The sequence below is a fragment of the Streptomyces sp. NPDC087859 genome, assembly GCF_044742595.1.
Lineage (GTDB): Bacteria > Actinomycetota > Actinomycetes > Streptomycetales > Streptomycetaceae > Streptomyces > Streptomyces canus_F.
Map to the genome: position 1 here is coordinate 247,938 of NZ_JBIUUU010000010.1, position 18,259 is coordinate 266,196.

At 71.6% G+C, this 18,259-nt stretch carries 11 protein-coding genes and 2 pseudogenes; 8 read left to right on the plus strand and 5 right to left on the minus strand.

All coding sequences use genetic code 11. The annotated features are described in order from the left end of the window. Positions 1–2 precede the first annotated feature (2 nt). The 3 genes and pseudogenes from ACIOHP_RS25795 to ACIOHP_RS25805 all read right to left on the minus strand — a co-directional run bounded on the left by ACIOHP_RS25795 (position 3) and on the right by ACIOHP_RS25805 (position 3,742). On the minus strand, positions 3–1,079 hold the full coding sequence (locus ACIOHP_RS25795; RefSeq protein WP_361555860.1) for a mechanosensitive ion channel family protein: 1,077 nt from the start codon (positions 1,077–1,079) through the stop codon (positions 3–5). A gap of 157 nt (positions 1,080–1,236) precedes the next feature. Further along, positions 1,237–2,738: pseudogene (locus ACIOHP_RS25800) on the minus strand (amino acid permease). A gap of 26 nt (positions 2,739–2,764) precedes the next feature. Beyond that, positions 2,765–3,742 carry a hypothetical protein gene (locus ACIOHP_RS25805; RefSeq protein WP_361555803.1) on the minus strand — a complete coding sequence of 326 codons (978 nt, stop codon included), beginning with the start codon at positions 3,740–3,742 and terminating at the stop codon, positions 2,765–2,767. Positions 3,743–4,022: 280 nt separating this feature from the next. Between ACIOHP_RS25805 and ACIOHP_RS25810 the strand changes: the two genes are divergently transcribed. From ACIOHP_RS25810 to ACIOHP_RS25820, 3 genes and pseudogenes are all read left to right on the plus strand, one after another. Next, positions 4,023–5,462 carry an FGGY family carbohydrate kinase gene (locus ACIOHP_RS25810; protein ID WP_401891305.1) on the plus strand — a complete coding sequence of 480 codons (1,440 nt, stop codon included), beginning with the start codon at positions 4,023–4,025 and terminating at the stop codon, positions 5,460–5,462. After that, positions 5,459–6,841 (plus strand): FAD-dependent oxidoreductase, encoded by a 1,383-nt coding sequence (locus tag ACIOHP_RS25815; RefSeq protein WP_401891308.1) that lies wholly within the window; start codon positions 5,459–5,461, stop codon positions 6,839–6,841. Before ACIOHP_RS25810 ends, ACIOHP_RS25815 begins: the two co-directional genes overlap by 4 nt. Further along, positions 6,838–7,752, plus strand: a pseudogene (locus ACIOHP_RS25820) (NAD(P)/FAD-dependent oxidoreductase); the annotation flags it as partial. The gene ACIOHP_RS25815 and the pseudogene ACIOHP_RS25820, both read left to right, overlap by 4 nt. Positions 7,753–7,786: 34 nt before the next feature. Here ACIOHP_RS25820 and ACIOHP_RS25825 read toward each other — a convergent pair. Beyond that, complete coding sequence (locus ACIOHP_RS25825; RefSeq protein ID WP_401891311.1) at positions 7,787–8,806, minus strand: YbhN family protein; 1,020 nt, start codon at positions 8,804–8,806, stop codon at positions 7,787–7,789. Between the two features lie 108 nt (positions 8,807–8,914). Between ACIOHP_RS25825 and ACIOHP_RS25830 the strand changes: the two genes are divergently transcribed. The 5 genes from ACIOHP_RS25830 to ACIOHP_RS25850 all read left to right on the plus strand — a co-directional run bounded on the left by ACIOHP_RS25830 (position 8,915) and on the right by ACIOHP_RS25850 (position 16,259). Continuing rightward, complete coding sequence (locus ACIOHP_RS25830) at positions 8,915–10,804, plus strand: ABC transporter ATP-binding protein (protein WP_401891494.1); 1,890 nt, start codon at positions 8,915–8,917, stop codon at positions 10,802–10,804. 172 nt (positions 10,805–10,976) lie between these two features. Continuing rightward, on the plus strand, positions 10,977–14,837 hold the full coding sequence (locus tag ACIOHP_RS25835; RefSeq protein WP_401891314.1) for a glycoside hydrolase family 2 TIM barrel-domain containing protein: 3,861 nt from the start codon (positions 10,977–10,979) through the stop codon (positions 14,835–14,837). 109 nt (positions 14,838–14,946) lie between these two features. After that, positions 14,947–15,189, plus strand: coding sequence for a DUF5302 domain-containing protein (locus ACIOHP_RS25840; protein WP_361555791.1), 243 nt, complete (start codon positions 14,947–14,949; stop codon positions 15,187–15,189). Between the two features lie 273 nt (positions 15,190–15,462). Next, entirely contained in the window at positions 15,463–15,882 is a 420-nt protein-coding gene (gene panD, locus ACIOHP_RS25845) for an aspartate 1-decarboxylase (protein ID WP_401891318.1), read from the plus strand. A gap of 32 nt (positions 15,883–15,914) precedes the next feature. Then, positions 15,915–16,259: a GNAT family N-acetyltransferase gene (locus tag ACIOHP_RS25850; RefSeq protein WP_361555785.1), complete on the plus strand. Its 345-nt coding sequence runs from the start codon at positions 15,915–15,917 to the stop codon at positions 16,257–16,259. Positions 16,260–16,634: 375 nt separating this feature from the next. Here the strand turns inward: ACIOHP_RS25850 and gndA are convergent, their stop codons facing one another. Beyond that, positions 16,635–18,074, minus strand: coding sequence for an NADP-dependent phosphogluconate dehydrogenase (gene gndA, locus ACIOHP_RS25855; RefSeq protein ID WP_361555782.1), 1,440 nt, complete (start codon positions 18,072–18,074; stop codon positions 16,635–16,637). Positions 18,075–18,259: the final 185 nt, after the last annotated feature.

Below are 18,259 nucleotides of genomic sequence, written 5' to 3' on the forward strand. Positions count from 1 at the left end.
GGTCAGTCGAAGCGGGCGGAGGTCACTTCGCCCGCTTCCTCGGCACCCCGCTGCTGCGGGATGACCACGGCGCCCTGCTGAAGGGCCACCGTGCGCGTCGGCGCGGGGATGCGGATGCCCTCCGCGCGGTAGCGCTTGTGCAGGCGCTTGATGAACTCGTGCTTGATGCGGAACTGGTCGCTGAACTCGCCGACGCCCAGGATGACCGTGAAGCCGATCCGGGAGTCGCCGAAGGTGTGGAAGCGGACCAGCGGTTCGTGGTCGGGGACCGCGCCGGTGATCTCGGTCATCACCTCGGCGACGACCTCGATGGTCACCCGCTCGACGTGCTCCAGGTCGCTGTCGTAGCCGACCCCGACCTGGACCAGGATCGTCAACTGCTGCTCGGGACGCATGAAGTTGGTCATGTTCGACTTCGCCAGCTCCCCGTTGGGGATGACGACGAGGTTGTTGGAGAGCGCACGGACCGTCGTCTGACGCCAGTTGATGTCCTCGACGTAGCCCTCCTCACCGCTGCTCAGCCGGATGTAGTCACCGGGCTGGACGGTCTTGGAGGCGAGGATGTGGATGCCCGCGAAGAGGTTGGCGAGGGTGTCCTGGAGGGCGAGCGCGACGGCCAGGCCGCCGACTCCGAGGGCGGTGAGCATCGGCGCTATGGAGACGCCCAGGGTCTGCAGCACCACCAGGAAGCCGATCGCCAGGACCAGCACGCGGGTGATGTTGACGAAGATCGTGGCCGAGCCGGCGACGCCGGGGCGGGACTGGGTGACCGACCGCATCAGGCTGGCCACCAGCCGGGCCGCCGCCACCGTGACCACGAAGATCAGCAGGACGGTCAGGACCTGGTTGGTGGTGCGCTGGGTCGTCTTCGTCAGCGGCAGCGCCGCCGCGGCGACGGCGATGCCGCCCGCGATCGCCGCCGCGGGCACCACCGTCCGCAGCGCGGCCACGATGACGTCGTCACCGCTCCATTTCGTACGGTCGGCGTGCTTGCCCAGCCACTTGAGCAGGATCCGCAGCAGGAACGCGGCAACCAGGCCCGCGACCACGGCGATTCCGGGGACGACGAGGTCGTCCATGGTGAGATCCCGTTGAAATGCTGTCACATTGCCACCTGTTCGGAAGTCCTGCATGAGCGGCCGCGCGGGCCGTGAAGGCGCCACGACGGGCGCGACCGCTCATCCTGCCGTATCCGGCACAGGGGTTCGTAGACGGCCTGGGGGCGGATGCCCCTGCTCAGACGATTCCCTCGGCCAGTTCCGCCTGGTCACGGTCGGAGCCGTACGCCGCCGTGGTGGGCGTCCCGTACGAACGGCGGGCGGCGTACCACCACACGGTGGCGAGAACGAGTACGACGGCGAGGGCGACGGACGCGTAGTTCATCGTGTCGACCGTCACCGGCGAGGACTGCGGCAGACAGAAGAGCACCGTGACGAACGCCACCCACACCACCGCGATCCATCCGATCGGTCTGCTCCACCGCCCCAGGCTCCACGGGCCCGGCTGGAACCGGTCCCCCGCGCGCAGCCGCAGCAGTACGGGGATGGCGTACGCGGGGGTGATGCCGATGACGTTGATGGCGGTGACCGCGCCGTACGCCGTCGCCGAGTACAGGGACGGCAGGGCGAGGAGGCCGGCCATCGAGACCGACAGCCACACCGCCGCGACCGGGGTCTGGGTGCGGCTGCTGACCTTGCGCCACAGGGCCGAGCCCGGCAGTGCCCCGTCCCGGCTGAACGCGAACACCATCCGGCTGGCGGCGGCGACTTCGGCGTTGCCGCAGAACAGCTGGGCGACGATCACCACGACGAGCAGCGCGCTCGCGCCGTCCGTGCCGAGGCCGTCCAGCAGGATCTGCGCCGGCGGCACCCCGGTGTCGGTGGCCCGGGTGGCGTCGTAGTCCTGGATGGCGAAGGTGAGACCGGCGAGCAGGACGAACCCCGCTATCCAGGAGACCCAGATGGAGCGGACGATGCCCTTCGCGGCCGACACGGAGGCGTTGGAGGTTTCCTCGGACAGATGGGCGGAGGCGTCGTAGCCGGAGAACGTGTACTGGGCCAGGAGGAGGCCGATCGCCGCCACGTACAAGGGACTCGACCAGCCGGTGTCGTTGACGAACTCGGTGAAGACGAAGGACGGCGACTGGTGGTGGTCCGGGACGATCGCCAGCGCGCCGACGATGAGCGCGACGCCCGCCAGGTGCCACCACACGCTGATGGAGTTGAGGACGCTGACCAGGCGCACGCCGAAGAGGTTCAGTACGGCGTGCAGCAGCAGGATCACGACGAAGACGAGCATCGTCTTCTCCGGCGTCGGCTCGAAGCCCCACTGGAGGTTGGCGAACGCGCCCGCGAACAGTGCCGCGCCGTAGTCGATGCCGGCGATCGCACCCAGCAGGCCGAGCAGATTCAGCCAACCTGTGTACCAGCCCCAGCGGCGGCCGCCGAGCCGGTCCGCCATGTAGTAGAGCGCACCGGATGTCGGGTACGCGCTGGTGACCTCGGCGATAAGACGAACAGGCCGACGCCGGCCCAGCCCCACAGCATCACCGCGGGGCCGCCCGCGCCGAGCCCGAATCCGTACAGGGTCGTGCAGCCGGACAGGATCGAGATCACCGAGAAGCTGATCGCGAAGTTGCCGAAGCCGCCCATGCGCCGGGCGAGGACCGGCCGGTAGCCGAGTTCGCGCAGGCGCTGCTCCTCGTCGTGGGGTGGGCGGCCGTCGGTGGTGCGGGACATGCGTACCTCCGGGACTGGTGGGGGATTCACGCGGGCCGGCAGCGCGCCCGGGCCTGGAGGAAGATCTCCACGGCCTGGGCGGTGTCGCCCTGATCGGGGGTGCGGTACGCCCAGGGCTGGGGCGTCCAGTACGGGCCGAGCGCCTCGAACACGCGGGTGGCGTCGGTGAACTGGAGGGCGCCCCACAGGGCGTGGGCGACATGGTTCAGGTCCAGCAGGGAGCGCTCGGCGGTGAAGGTCTGCTCGAACCAGGCGTACAGCGCGCGCTGGGCCTCGCGGGTGGCGTCCTCGGCGACCCAGTGCAGGTCGAGCGCTGCGTCGCGGCCGCCGGAGCGGCGGTAGCGCTCGACGCGGACGTAGAGCGGCAGGACGTGCAGCGCGGAGCCCGGGGGAGCGGTGTCGGTGGCCCAGTGCGCGTAGCCGGCGGCCTCCGCGAGCCGCCCCGAGGTGCCGTGCTCGTAGAGGAACTGGAGCATCCGGTGGTGGGCCTCGCGGTTGTACGGGTCGCGCTTGTCGGCCTCGGCGAGCAGCCCCCACGGGCCCGGCGGCAGCATCGGTCCGGGCGGTGCCACCCGGTGCTCGGCCCACTGCCGCTCCCGGTCGAGCCGGGCCAGTGCCAGCAGGCACACCCAGGGGACGGGGTCCGGCGGGGCGGCCCGGGTCGCGGTGTGGCTCGCCCGCCAGGCCTCGTGCCACAGGTCGAGGGTGTGGGGGTGGCCCTCGCGGTGTGCCCGCAGCGCCCGTTCCACGGCGACCCTGGCCTGCATCACCGTGGCCGGGACGCTGTGCGGTTCCTCCTCGAGCCAGGTGCGCACCACGTCGGTGCCGGCGGCGACGGTGGCGAGGACCTGGGTGCGGCGGGTCCACTGCCACCAGGCCGTGGTCTCCGTGAGGAGCCGGCGCATCGACATCCAGCGCCCCGTGCGTAACTCCTGGAGGGTGGCGCGCAGTGCGGTGTCGTGGCCTGCGGGATCGTAGGCGGGGCGTGCTCCTTCTCTGGCCATCAGTCTCCCGCCCCGGGCAGCGGGTGGGTCCTGACGGCAGGGTGGAGTAACAACAGCCCTCCTCTGGGCGGCAGTTGAGGAGCTCACGTCGGTCGCGGCGGTCACTATAGAGGGGGCGGTTCCGCATCTCCTCCCGTTTCCCGATCTTTTCGAACCCCTTTGCGGTGCGCGAGGGTTGACTCACAGTCAGCTCTGCTTGACGCGATGTGTCCGCCGACGGCAGGCTGTCGCACGGTGATCGCCGAGGGATGATCCGAAGACACGCCCCGGGGAGGGCTCGATGACAGGTCCGGTGCTCGCTGTCGACCAGGGCACATCCGGCACCAAGGCCCTTGTCGTCTGCCCCGAACGCGGTGTCATCGGCGCCGGCTTCGCCGAGGTGCGGCCACGCCATCTGCCCGGCGGACGGGTCGAGGTCGACCCCGAGGAGCTGTACACCTCGGTCGTCGAGGCCGGCCACCGCGCGCTGGCCGAGGCGCGCGAACCCGTCGTCGCGCTGGGCCTCGCCAACCAGGGCGAGACCGTGCTCGCCTGGGATCCCGGCACCGGCCGCCCGCTCACCGAGGCGCTCGTCTGGCAGGACCGCCGCGCCGAGTCGGTGTGCGAGGAACTCACCCCGTACGCCGACGAGTTGCGTGAACTGACCGGCCTGCCCCTCGACCCGTACTTCGCCGCGCCCAAGATGGCCTGGATACGCTGCCACCGCACCCGCGAGGGCGTCGTCACCACCACCGACGCCTGGCTCGTCCACCGCCTCACCGGCGCCTACGTCACCGACGCGGCGACCGCCGGCCGCACCCAACTCCTCGACCTCGACCGCGTCCGCTGGTCACCGCGCGCCCTCGACCTGTACGGACTCGCCGACGAACGGCTCCCCAAGGTCGTCGACAACGCGCAACAGATCGCCGCGACCAAGGAGTTCGGGCCGGAGATCCCGCTCACCGGACTCGCCGTCGACCAGCAGGCCGCCCTGCTCGCCCAGCGCGTCACCGCACCCGGCGGCGCCAAGTGCACCTACGGCACCGGGGCCTTCCTCCTCGCCCACACCGGCGACACCCCGACACACGGCACCTCCGGACTGGTCAGCTGTGTCGCCTGGCGGCTCGGCGGAGAAGCGAGCTACTGCCTCGACGGCCAGGTGTACACGGCCGCGTCCGCCGTGCGCTGGCTCACCGACCTCGGCGTCATCAAGGGCGCCGCCGACCTCGACGCCGTCGGCGCCACGGTCCCCGACAGCGCCGGTGTCACCTTCGTCCCCGCACTGGCCGGGCTCGCCGCCCCCTGGTGGCGCGGCGACCTGCGCGGTTCGCTCACCGGGCTCGGCCTCGACACGGGTCCCGGCCACGTCGTGCGCGCCCTGTGCGAGGGCATCGCCGCCCAGGTCGCCGAGCTCGCCGACGCGGCCGGCACCGACCTCGGCGCGCCCTTCACCACCCTGCGCGTCGACGGGGGCCTCACCCGCTCCGCCCTGCTCATGCAGACCCAGGCCGACCTGCTGCAACGCCCCGTCGAGGTGTCCGCGCTGCCCGACGCCACCGCGCTCGGCGTCGGCGCCCTGGCCCGGCTGGGCGCACAGCCCGGCCTGACGGTCGCCGAAGCGCTGCCCCACTGGAAGCCGGCCGCCGTCTACGAGCCGCGCATCACCCCCGACGAGGCCGCCGAGCGCCGGGCCGGCTTCCGCACCGAGGTCGCCGCACTGCTCGACCGGACCCCCGCATGACGGTCACCACGGCCGGACCGCTGCCCGCCACGCCATACGACGTGGCCGTCGTCGGCGCCGGAGTGGTCGGCTGTGCCATCGCCCGCGAACTCGCCCGCTACCCGCGGCTGCGCGTCGCGCTCGTCGAGGCGCGGGACGACGTGGGCCAGGGCACCTCGAAGGCCAACACGGCGATCCTGCACACCGGGTTCGACGCGGTCCCCGGCTCGCTGGAGGCGCGGCTCGTCCGCGAGGGCTCCCGCCGACTGGCGCGGTTCGCCGCCGAGTCGGGCATCGCCGTCGAGCCGGTCGGCGCCCTCCTCGTCGCCTGGGACGAGGAACAGCTCGCCGCGCTGCCCCGCCTCGCGGAGAAGGCCGAGCGCAACGACTACAAGGAGTCCCGGCTGCTCGGCGCGGCCGAGGTGTACGAGCGCGAGCCGCACCTGGGCCCCGGCGCGCTGGGGGCTCTGGAGGTCCCTGGCGAGAGCATCATCGACCCCTGGACGACGACCCTGGCCTACGCCACGCAGGCCGTCCGGCACGGAGTGGACCTGCACCTCAACTGCCGGGTGGAACAAGGCGTCCAGGTCACGACGCGGGGTGTCCTTCACGCGCGTTGGGTGGTCAACGCGGCCGGTCTCGACGCCGACATCCTCGACCGGCGGCTCGGTCACGACGACTTCACCGTCACCCCTCGCCGCGGCCAGCTCATCGTCTTCGACAAGTTCGCCCGGAGCCTGGTCCGGCACATCCTCCTGCCCGTCCCCACGGCCCTCGGCAAGGGCGTCCTGGTGGCACCCACCGTCTACGGCAATGTCCTCCTCGGCCCCACCGCCGAGGACCTCGACGACCGACAGGCCACGCAGTCCTCCGCCGAAGGCCTGTCCCAGCTGCGCGAGAAGGGCCGCCGCGTCCTGCCCGCACTGCTCGACGAGGAGGTCACCGCCGTCTACGCCGGACTGCGCGCCGCCACCGAGCACGACGACTACCGCATCCACGTCCACCCGGAGCAGTCCTACGTCACGGTGGGCGGCATCCGCTCGACCGGTCTGACCGCCTCGCTCGCCATCGCGGGACATGTCGTCGGACAACTCACCGAGAACGGGCTCGACTCGGGACCCGCGCGCGACCTGGAGCCCGTGCACATGCCCAACCTCGGCGACGCCTTCCCCCGCCCCTATCAGCGTCCCGAACTCATCGCCGCCGACCCGGAGTACGGCGCCCTCGTCTGCCACTGCGAACGCGTCTCCCGAGGAGAGATCCGCGACGCCCTGGCGAGTACCGTCCCGCCGGGCGGCCTCGACGGGCTGCGCCGCCGCACCCGGGCCCGGTCGGGACGCTGCCAGGGGTTCTACTGCGGGGCGGCCGTGCGGGAGCTGTTCGAGGAGGCCCGGACATGACGCGTCGGGTCGACGTCCTCGTGGTGGGCGCCGGTCCCGCGGGCCTCGCCGCCGCGGCCCGCCTGGCCGTCGGCGGTGCCGGCCGGGTCGAGGTGCTGGACCGGGAGCAACGGGCCGGGGGAGTGCCACGGCACTGCGCACACGGCGGCTACGGCACCTGGCTGCATCCGCTGACCGGTCCCGCGTACGCCCGGCTGCTCGTGGACGCGGCGCTGCGGACCGGGGCCGTCGTACGGACCGGAGTGAGCGTCCTCGACTGGGCGGGCCCGTCTCACGGCCCCCTCGCGCTCGCCACCGTCGGCCGGGACGGCCCCGAGACCGTCGAGGCGCGGGCCGTGATCCTGGCCACCGGCGCGCGCGAACGCCCGCGCGCCGCACGCCTGGTGCCGGGGACCCGGCCGGCCGGCGTCTACACCACCGGTGAACTTCAGCAGGCCGTGCACCTGTACGGGCAGCGGATCGGGACGCGGGCGGTGATCGTCGGTGCGGAAGGCGTCTCGTACGCGGCCGCCGACACCGTACGGGCCGCCGGAGCCGACGTCGTCGCCATGGTCACGGAGGCGGACCGGGCACGGACCACCCGGCTCCGCGCCCAGGACGCCCGCCTTCGCCGACGCGTCCCCCTGCTCACGGGGACGGCAGTCGTCGAACTCCTCGGCCACGGACGGCTGTCCGGCGCCCGCGTCCGGCACCGAGACGGTCGTACGGCCGTCCTGGCGTGCGACACCGTCGTGTTCACCGGCGACTTCGTGCCCGAGAACGAGCTGGCGCGCAGGGGAGGGCTGACCCTGGCCGCCGAGACCTCACGGCCCGGAGTCTTCGCCGCCGGCGGTCTGCTGTACCCGGGGCAGAGCGCGGCCGACGCCGCCCGTGCCGGTGCGCGGGTGGCCGTCACCGTGCAGGGGTTCTTGAACGACCCGCGCCGCCCGGTCGGGCGGCCCCCCTTCAGATGACCTTCATGCGGACCAGCGCCCCGAGCGTCAACGCCCCCGGAAGCAGCGGAAGCCACACGGTGATGATCCGGTACGCCAGCACCACGGCCGTCGCGATCGCCGCCGGACCGCCCGCCGCCACCAGCGCCACGACCAGCGCCGCCTCCACCGAGCCGATCCCGCCGGGTGTGGGCACCAGTGCGACGGCGACCGTCGCCGCGAGATACGCCACCGCGATGTGCAGCGGCGGCACCGGCAGCCCCAACGCCTGTCCCACCGCGGCCAGTCCGGCCGCCTGGAGCGCGGGGAAGGCGAGCGAACCGCCCCACAGGGCGAACGCCCGGGCGGGCCGGGCGTGCACCTCGCGTGCCTCGCAGAGCGCCGTGCGCAGGAACGAGGTCACGGTCGTACGCACCCGGCGTACGAACACGAGCACGCCCGCCGCCACGACCAGCACCAGGCCCAGGGCGGGCAGCAGCGCGGCGAGCGCGCCCTCGGGAAGGAGGGCTCCCAGGCTCAGCGCGTCGGGGAAGGCGATCAGCAGCGCGGCCAGCAGGCCCAGCCGGCCGATCGACTCCGCCAGCAGATACAGGGCGAGGGCGGCCGAGGAACGGGCCAGCGGGAGCCCGCACACCGTCATGAACCGGAGGTTGACCGCGCTCGCGCCCAGGCCGGTGGGCAGCAGGTGATTGGCAGCGCCGGCCGCGAACTGGGTCGCCAGCAGCCGCCGTTTGGGCAGCCCCTGCACGACCGCGCCCTGGCGGGTGCAGGCGGCGGCGACCCAGGTCAGACAGGTCGAGCAGACCGCGACCAGCAGCCAGGGCCACTCGGCGGACTCCAGATGGCCAAAGCCCTCGGCGAGGACCGAGCGGTGCTGCACGGCGACCACCGTGACGAGCAGAAGCGGAAGCAGACACAGGATCTGACGGATCCTGCGGGCGGGGACGCGACGGGGATTCACGTCCTCAGAGGTTCTCGGTGCCGTGCCAACTGCGGGTTGCGGAAGGGCGGCCGGGGGATTGCGTACGGTCATCGGATCCTTCGAGCGGGGTGAGGTCCTGGGGACGGACATCCTGGGGACGGATGTCCAGGGGGTGTTGACCTCAACAACGCTTGAGGTCGTACGTTCGCTCCCATGAGCATGGAAACCACAGCCTGGACACAGCTGCAGAGCGTGATGCACGCCGAGCAGGAGACGCGGCCCTTCGCCCGCACGACGCTGCGCCGCATCGGCGCGTTCGCCCGACCGCACCGCACCCGCATCGCTCAGTTCGTGGCGCTGGGGGTGGCGACCGCGCTGCTCGCCGTCGCGACCCCGGTGCTCGCCGGGCATGTCGTGGACGCGATCGTGACGGGCGACGACGAGGGCACCGTCGTACGGCTCGCCCTGCTCATCGCGCTCATCGCGGTCGCCGAGGCGGCGCTGGGCATCCTCGGCCGACGGCTGTCGTCGACGCTCGGAGAGGGGCTCATCCTCGATCTGCGGACGGCTGTGTTCGATCATGTGCAGCGCATGCCGGTCGCGTTCTTCACACGGACACGTACGGGAGCGCTGGTCTCCCGACTCAACAACGACGTCATCGGTGCGCAGAGGGCGTTCAGCAACACGCTCTCCGGAGTCGTCAGCAACATCGTCACCCTGCTGCTCACCCTCGCCGTCATGCTCACCCTGTCCTGGCAGATCACCCTGCTCGCGCTGGTCCTGCTGCCGGTCTTCGTGATCCCGGCCCGCCGCATGGGGCGCCGGATGGCCCGTATGCAGCGGGAGGCGGCCGCGCTGAACGCGGCGATGGGCACCCGTATGACCGAGCGCTTCTCGGCGCCCGGCGCCACGCTGATCAAGCTGTTCGGCCGCCCCGAGCAGGAGTCCGAGGAGTTCGCGGCCCGCGCCCGCAGGGTCGCCGACATCGGTGTCCGCACGGCCACCGCGCAGTCGGTGTTCATCACCGCCCTCACCCTGGTCTCCGCCCTGGCGCTGGCCCTCGTCTACGGCCTCGGCGGCTGGTTCGCCCTGCGCGGCACCCTGGAGCCGGGCGCGGTCGTCTCCCTCGCCCTGTTGCTGACCCGGCTGTACGCCCCGCTCACCTCGCTCGCCGGAGCCCGCGTCGAGGTGATGAGCGCCCTGGTCAGCTTCGAGCGGGTCTTCGAGGTGCTCGACCTGAAGCCGCTGATCGAGGAGAAGCCGGACGCGCTCGACGCCCCCGACGGGCCGGTCGCGGTCGAGTTCGAGGGCGTCCGCTTCGGCTACCCGTCCGCCGACAAGGTCTCCCTGGCCTCCCTGGAGGAGGTCGCCTCCCTCGACACCCGCGGCGGCGACGAGGTCCTCAAGGGCATCTCCTTCCGTGCCGAACCGGGCCAGACGATCGCGCTCGTCGGCTCCTCGGGCGCGGGCAAGTCGACGATCGCCGGACTGCTCCCGCGTCTGTACGACGTCGACGAGGGCGCCGTGCGGATCGGCGGCACCGACGTCCGCGACCTGACCGCGAGTTCGCTGCGCGCCACCCTCGGCATGGTCACCCAGGACGGCCACCTCTTCCACGACACGGTCCGCGCCAATCTGCTGCTGGCCCGCCCGGAGGCCACCGAGGGCGAACTCCGCGACGCCCTGCGCCGCTCCCGCCTCGAGGCCCTCGTGGACTCCCTCCCCGACGGCCTCGACACCGTGGTCGGCGAGCGCGGCTACCGCCTCTCCGGCGGCGAACGCCAGCGCATGACCATCGCCCGGCTGCTGCTGGCCCGCCAGCGCGTCGTCATCCTCGACGAGGCCACCGCCCACCTGGACAACACCTCGGAGGCGGCCGTGCAGGAGGCGCTGACCGAGGCTCTGGAAGGACGGACCGCCATCGTCATCGCCCACCGTCTGTCCACGGTCCGGGCGGCCGACCAGATCCTGGTGGTCGAGGGCGGGCAGATCGTCGAACGGGGCACGCACGAGGAGCTGTTGGCGGCCGGCCGGCGGTACGCCGAGCTGTACCGGACGCAGTTCGAGGAGCGGCCGGGTGATGTCACGGAGATCGAGACGGCCGCATAGATCAGTCGCACGCGGCACGTCAACCCCGCAGGTTCACACAAAGACCGACAACATCATTGCCCCGCTCGGGCCGACAACTTAGTGTGCGTTCGGTTTCCCAACAGCACCGAACAGGATCTGACGCTCACTCAAGCAGTGCCCCCACACTGTCGTCCCGAGGAAGGCCACGGTCATGTCGCACTTTCCCGTGTCTCCCGTCAGCCGCCGCCGTCTGCTGGAGGGAGGTGCCGCCGTCCTCGGCGCGCTCGCCCTGCCCGGATCGATCACCTCGGCACGAGCGGCCGACGCGGCGGCCACTCCCGAGTGGAACGGCAACATCGCCGTCTTCCGCCTGGGCTCCGAGCCGGCGCACACCACCCTCATGCCGTACGCGGACGTGAGACAGGCCCTGGCCGCGGACCGCACCCGCTCCCCGTACCGGATGAGCCTCGACGGCAAATGGAAGTTCGCGTACGCCGACCGCCCCGACGACCGCGACGCGGACTTCTACCGCACCGACGTCGACGACAGCGACTGGGACACCATCCCCGTCCCCTCCGCCTGGCAACTGCACGGCTACGACCGCCCGATCTACATCAACATCACCTACCCCTGGTGGGGCCCCAACGGCCTGGGCGAGGAGGCGCAGCCACCGGCCGCGCCGACCCGCCACAACCCCGTGGGGCAGTACCGTCGCACCTTCACGGTCCCGCGCGACTGGAAGGGCCGGCGGACCTTCCTCCACTTCGAGGGGGTCAAGTCCGCCCACTACGTGTGGATCAACGGGGAGTTGGTGGGCTACCACGAGGACTCCTACGACCCCGCCGAGTACGACATCACCCCGCACCTGAAGCCGGGCACCAACCAGATCGCGGTCGAGGTCTACCGCTACTCCGACGGCGACTGGCTCGAGGACCAGGACATGATCCGGCTGAGCGGTATCTTCCGCTCGGTCTACCTGTACTCCACGCCCGTCGTGCACCTGCGCGACTTCAGGCTGGACACCCCGCTGAGCGACGACTACCAGGCAGCCGAACTGTCCGTCACCGCGAACGTGCGCGACTACGGCGGCAAGGGCGGCGGCCGGTACTCCGTCGAGACCCAGCTGTACGACCCGAACGGGCACCCGGTCTGGCCCAGACCGCTGCAGCAGACCCTCGCACTCGACTCCGGCAAGGAGGAGACCGTACAGGCCGCGAAGGCCGTGCCCCGGCCGCGCCTGTGGTCGGCCGAACACCCCGACCTCTACACCGCCGTGCTCCGCCTGCGCGACCCGGCGGGCAAGGTGATCGAGACCCTCTCCCACCGCGTCGGTCTGCGCGAGTTCGCGCTCAAGGACGGCCTGATGCGCATCAACGGCAAGCCGGTCTCCTTCCGGGGCACCAACCGCCACGAGATGCACCCGGTGCGCGGTTCGGCCCTCACCCGCGCGGACATGGTCGAGGACATCGGGATCATCAAGCGGCTGAACATCAACAGCGTCCGCACCTCGCACTACCCCAACAACCCGCAGTGGCTCGAACTCGCCGACGAGTACGGCCTGTACCTCGTCGACGAGACCAACCTCGAGACCCACGGCATCCGCGGCGAGTACCCCGGCAACCACGCAGACTGGACCGAGGCGTGCGTGGACCGCGCCCGCAACATGGTCCACCGCGACAAGAACCACGCCTCGGTGGTCATCTGGTCGCTCGGCAACGAGGCGGGCGGCGGCAGCACCTTCAACGCCATGTACGACTGGATAAAGTCGTACGACACCACCCGGGTCATCCAGTACGAGGGCGACGACCGCCCGGGCATGAGCGACATCCGCTCCGAGATGTACGACAGCCCCTCCCGCGTCGAGGCGCGCGCGAAGGACACGAACGACACCCGGCCGTACGTGATGATCGAGTACTCGCACGGCATGGGGAACTCCAACGGCAACTTCAAGAAGTACTGGGACATCGTCCGCCGCTACGACGTCCTCCAGGGCGGCTGGATCTGGGACTTCGTCGACCAGGCCCTCGAGTGGCCCACGCCCACGCGCAAGCGGTTCACCGAGTCCGGACCGGCCGCACTGCGCGGCGAGATCCAGGCCCCCGCCGGCACGTTCACCCGCGCCGAGGGCGTCTCCGGCGGCACCGTCTTCGCCCGCGACCCGCGCCTCGACCTCACCGGCTCCCTCACCCTGGAGGCCTGGGTCACTCCGCAGGTGACCGGCTACCACCAGCCGATCCTCGCCAAGGGCGACACCCAGTACGCCCTCAAGCAGACGGACCGGAACCTGGAGTTCTTCATCTACGGCGGCGGTCAGTGGGTCAGCGTGAGCTGGGCTCTGCCGGACGACTGGACCGGCCGCGAGCACCACATCGCGGGCGTCTTCGACGCGGACGCGGGCACCCTGACCCTCCACGTCGACGGCGAGAAACGGGCCACCCGCACCACCACCCGGCGCCCCTCGAACAACACCGCGTCCCTGGCCCTGGCCACCGACGTCGACAACCCCACCCGTGAGTTCAGCGGCACCATCCGACGGGCCCGCGTGTACGCCCGCGCGCTGAGCGCCGCCGACCTCGCCTCCGCCGGCCGGGGACCCGGCGACGACGGCGTACGGTTCTGGTTCGACGCCGCCACCGTCGGCCTCACCGAGGAGCGGCCCCGGGACAGGACGTTCTACGCCTACGGCGGCGACTGGGCCGACAACCCCAACGACGGCGCCTTCTCCGGGGACGGCATCGTCACCGCCGACCGCGGACTCACCGGCAAGTCCGCCGAGGTCAAGCAGATCTATCAGGCGATCAACGCGGCCTGGGCGTCCGGGGGTTCGGGGGCGGTGACGCTCACCAACGAGTACCTCTTCACCAACCTCCGCGAGTTCGACGGACGGTGGGAGCTCGTCGCCGACGGAAAGGTGGTCCGGCGCGGAAAACTGAGCCGGGCCCAGCTGGACCTCGCGCCGCTGTCGAGCAAGGACATCACCGTGCCCTTCGAGGTGCCGGACGACCCGGCGCCGGGCGCGGAGTACTTCCTGCGGCTGTCCTTCACCACCAGAGAAACCACGAAGTGGGCCGAGGCCGGCTTCGAGGTGGCCGGGCAGCAACTCCCCGTCGACTCCGACAGCCCCGCCGTGACACCGCTGCCGCCGGCCCGCGTCCCGGCCCTGAGCCACAAGGACACCGACGGGGCGGTCACCGTCACGGGCAAGGGCTTCTCCGTCACCGTCGGCAAGAAGACCGGCGTCATCACCTCCTACCGCGCCGGACGCGCCGAGCTGATCACCTCCGGCCCCGCCCCCAACTTCTGGCGGGCCCCCACCGACAACGACCACGGAAACGGCCAGCACACCCGCAACCAGACCTGGCGCGACGCCGGTACCGGCCGCAAGGTCACGGACGTCGACGTCAGCACCCTGGGCGACAAAGCCGTCGTGATCAAGGTCGCCGGCACCCTGCCCACCACCACCGAGTCGACGTACACCACCACGTACACGGTCTTCGGGAACGGCGAGATCAAGGTCGACAACACCCTGCACCCGGGCGCCTCCTCGCTGCCGTACATCCCGGAGGTGGGAACCCTGCTGTTCCTGCCCTCCCGGCTGGAGAAGCTGCGCTACTACGGCCGTGGACCCGAGGAGAACCACTGGGACCGCAACAACGCCACCGACGTGGGCCTGTACTCGGGCACCGTCACCGGCCAGCGGACCTCCTACCTGCGCCCCCAGGAGAGCGGCAACAGGACCGACGTCCGCTGGATCGCCCTCACCGGCGGCGACGGCCCCGGGCTGCTCGTCACCGGCGAACCGCTCCTGGAGGTCAACGCCTCCCACTTCACCCCGGAGGACCTCTCGGTCGGGGCCCGCCACGACTACCAGCTCACCCCGCGCAAGGAGGTCGTGCTGCGCCTGAGCCATCACCAGATGGGCGTCGGCGGCGACAACAGCTGGGGCGCGCACACCCACGACGAGTACAAACTGTTCGCCGACCGCGACTACGCCTACACCTACCGGCTGCGGCCGCTGACGGACGTGGACGAGGCGATGGCGGCGTCCCGCAGGCCCACCGGCCTGGAGTGAGGCGAACCACGACGTGGCGGGGGTCCCGGTGCGCGGCCGGGACCCGGCTCCCCGCACCGCCCCCGGCATGACAAGCTGTGCTTCCCCACCCCGAACCCAGGAGGTCACCATGACCGCAGAGCCCGCATCCCCGGAAGGTTCGGAGCCGACTGCCGCCGAGACGTCCCCTCTCGCGCCGGACGACGACGGCAACGACGACCTCAAGCGCAAGTTCCGCGAAGCCCTGGCCCGCAAGCGCGGTGCCCAGGCGGACGCCGGCGAGGCCGCCGCCAACCCCGACGCGTCGAAGGTACGCGCCGCACACGGCCCGGCTTCGAGCCAGCGCTCGTTCCGGCGCAAGAGCGGCGGCTGAGCCGATCGGTCGACGTAGCCGACGGCCCGGTGCGCGCCGGCGCACCCGGCCGCGCCGGCCCGCGTCACCACCGGAGCCGTCCGCATCGTTCCGAGCGAAGGGCTGCGGTGGATGACGGGTAGGGAAGCGAGTCGGCGGGTCGTCGAGCTGGTGCGTGCCCTTCGGGGAGTGTGAGCAGAAGCTCAGCTGATCCGTACGCGGAGAGATGTACGCTGCCGCCAACGCCCTTGACCTGCACCGCAGGCAGGGAGCAGACAAAACGGGAGCTTCCTCATGTTTCGTACCATGTTCAAGTCCAAGATCCACCGCGCCACCGTCACCCAGGCCGACCTGCACTACGTGGGATCGGTGACCATCGACGCGGACCTCCTCGACGCGGCCGACCTGCTGCCCGGCGAGCTCGTGCACATCGTCGACATCACCAACGGCACCCGCCTGGAGACGTACGTCATCGAGGGCGAGCGCGGCTCCGGAGTCATCGGGATCAACGGGGCCGCGGCCCATCTCGTCCATCCCGGCGACCTGGTGATCATCATCAGTTACGCTCAAGTGACCGATGCCGAGGCGCGGGTGCTGGAGCCGAGGGTCGTGCACGTGGACCGCGAGAACCGGATCGTGGCCCTGGGTGCGGACCCGTCGGAGCCGGTACCGGGCTCGGACCAGGAGCGCAGCCCGCAGTCGGTACCGGCCTGATCCCCGTACGGCTTTCGACCAGGAGCGTGCCCATGAGCGACATCGAGATCCGCGACGACCGCCCGGCCGGCCGTCTGGAGGCCCTCGGCGACGGTGAAGTCGTGGGCCGCATCGAGTACTTCGTCCTCGAATCGCCCGGGCGCGCCCTGGTCCCCGTCCACACGATCGTGGAACCGGCCCACGAGGGAAAGGGCATCGCGGGCTCCCTGGCCCGTGAGCTCTACGCCACCGCCGAGCGCGAGGGCATCGTGGTCGCCCCGCTGTGCCCCTACGTCGTCAAGTGGGCCGAACGCCACCCCGAGGAGGCCCCGCCCGCCGACCCCGAGCTGCTCCGTGCGGCGAAGGTCTGGCTGGCGGCCCACCCCGGGCGCTTCTGACGCGAGCCATCCGGGTGACTGGGGCGGCGGACGCCGGGTACGCGGGGGAGTAGTCCAGAGCCGACGTCACCACTGGCTGGAGGACACGATGACCAACCCGTTCCCGGACCCCGTCCACCCGGGTCCGACCCCGGGCCCCCTACCGGACCCGCCACCGCAGCCGACCCCTCCGGCACCGACCCCTCCGGCACCGGGCCCTGACCCCGCGCCGTCCCCGGTCCCCCCGGGCCCGGAGCCGGTACCGAATCCCGAGCCGGGACCCCCGCTCTCGTAGAACACAAAAGGTGGGCGGCGTGAAAACGCCGCCCACCCGTGTGTGTCGGCGGGGGCGCGGCGATCCGCGCGACCGGACCCCGCCGACCCGCACTCACCCCACTACGCGGACACCTCGGACCGGTCCCCACCCCACAGCGTGTGGAACGACCCCTCCTGGTCCACCCTCCGATACGTGTGCGCCCCGAAGAAGTCCCGCTGCCCCTGCGTCAGCGCCGCGGGCAACCGCTCGGAACGCAGCCCGTCGTAGTACGCCAGCGCCGCGGAGAAGCCCGGCGTGGGCACGCCCTGCCGGGTCGCCGCGACGATCACCTCACGCCAGTCGTCCTGCGCGTCGGCGATCTCCCGGGCGAACGTCTCGTCGGACAGCAGGCTCGGCAGATCGGCCCGCGTGTCGTACGCGGCCCGGATCCGGTCCAGGAACGCGGCGCGAATGATGCACCCACCACGCCAGATGGCGGACACCGCGCCGAGGTCGATGTCCCACGCGTACTCCTCACGGGCGGCCGCGATCTCGTGGAAGCCCTGCGTGTACGACACGATCTTCGAGGCGTACAGCGCCTGCTCGACACGGTCGGCGAACGCGCCGGCCTCCGCCTCGCTCAGCGCGGTCGCCGTGGGCCCCGCCAGGCCCCGCGAGGCCTCGCGCAGTTCGGCGTGCCCGGACAGCGACCGGGCGAAGACCGCCTCGGCGATGCCGGAGACCGGGACGCCGAGGTCGAGGGCGATCTGTACCGTCCACCGCCCGGTGCCCTTCTGCTCGGCCTGGTCCACGACCACGTCCACGAAGGGCTTGCCGGTCGCCGCGTCCACGTGGGACAGCACCTCGGCGGTGATCTCGATCAGGTAGGAGTCCAGCCGGCCCGTGTTCCAGGTCCGGAAGATGTCCGCGATCTGCGCGGGCGAGTACCCGGCGACATCGCGGAGCAACTGGTACGCCTCGCCGATCAGCTGCATGTCGGCGTACTCGATGCCGTTGTGCACCATCTTCACGAAGTGCCCTGCGCCGTCCGGACCGACGTGCGTCACACAGGGCGCACCGTCGACCGCCTTCGCCGAGATCTTCTCCAGCATCGGCCCGAGCGAGTCGTACGACTCCTTCGGGCCGCCCGGCATGATGCTCGGTCCGTTGAGCGCGCCCTCCTCGCCGCCGGAGACGCCCATGCCGACGAAGTGGATGCCCTGCTCGCGCAGTGCCTTCTCACGGCGGCGGGTGTCCGCGAAGTGCGCGTTGCCACCGTCGATGATCATGTCGCCGGCCTCCAGGAGCGGCGCGAACTCGTCGATCACCGCATCCGTCGGATCGCCCGCCTTGACCATGATGACCAGCCGCCGCGGCCGCTCCAGTGCCGCCACGAACTCCTTGGCGGTCTCCGCCGCGATGAAGTCGCCCTCGTTCCCGAACTCCTCGACCAGGGCGTGCGTACGCGCCGCCGTCCGGTTGTGCAACGCGACCGTGTAGCCGTTGCGTGCGAAGTTCCGGGCGAGATTGCGGCCCATGACCGCGAGTCCCGTGACGCCGATCTGGGCTGTATTGCTCATTCGGTTGGCTCCTAAAGGATCCGGTATCGGTGGTGCCGGTCGTGCACGTCAGTATCGCCCCACCGACCATCCTGACGTGCCCCTGTGCGGGGCGCATGTCCGGGGTGCCCGGCGTGACGTACGCAGATACGGACGACGGCCCCGTCCGCCTCAGCCGTGGTGAAAGCGCGGCGCGTTCCTGGGCG

What these genes read in the sequence shown, in the direction of transcription:
- ACIOHP_RS25835 (WP_401891314.1), top strand. Translation starts at nt 10,977, where the DNA reads ATGTCGCACTTTCCCGTGTCTCCCGTCAGCCGCCGCCGTCTGCTGGAG.
- ACIOHP_RS25810 (WP_401891305.1), top strand. Translation starts at nt 4,023, where the DNA reads ATGACAGGTCCGGTGCTCGCTGTCGACCAGGGCACATCCGGCACCAAG.
- ACIOHP_RS25805 (WP_361555803.1), bottom strand. Translation starts at nt 3,742, where the DNA reads ATGGCCAGAGAAGGAGCACGCCCCGCCTACGATCCCGCAGGCCACGAC.
- ACIOHP_RS25850 (WP_361555785.1), top strand. Translation starts at nt 15,915, where the DNA reads ATGAGCGACATCGAGATCCGCGACGACCGCCCGGCCGGCCGTCTGGAG.
- ACIOHP_RS25825 (WP_401891311.1), bottom strand. Translation starts at nt 8,806, where the DNA reads ATGACCGTACGCAATCCCCCGGCCGCCCTTCCGCAACCCGCAGTTGGC.
- ACIOHP_RS25815 (WP_401891308.1), top strand. Translation starts at nt 5,459, where the DNA reads ATGACGGTCACCACGGCCGGACCGCTGCCCGCCACGCCATACGACGTG.
- ACIOHP_RS25795 (WP_361555860.1), bottom strand. Translation starts at nt 1,079, where the DNA reads ATGGACGACCTCGTCGTCCCCGGAATCGCCGTGGTCGCGGGCCTGGTT.
- gndA (WP_361555782.1), bottom strand. Translation starts at nt 18,074, where the DNA reads ATGAGCAATACAGCCCAGATCGGCGTCACGGGACTCGCGGTCATGGGC.
- ACIOHP_RS25830 (WP_401891494.1), top strand. Translation starts at nt 8,915, where the DNA reads ATGGAAACCACAGCCTGGACACAGCTGCAGAGCGTGATGCACGCCGAG.
- panD (WP_401891318.1), top strand. Translation starts at nt 15,463, where the DNA reads ATGTTTCGTACCATGTTCAAGTCCAAGATCCACCGCGCCACCGTCACC.
- ACIOHP_RS25840 (WP_361555791.1), top strand. Translation starts at nt 14,947, where the DNA reads ATGACCGCAGAGCCCGCATCCCCGGAAGGTTCGGAGCCGACTGCCGCC.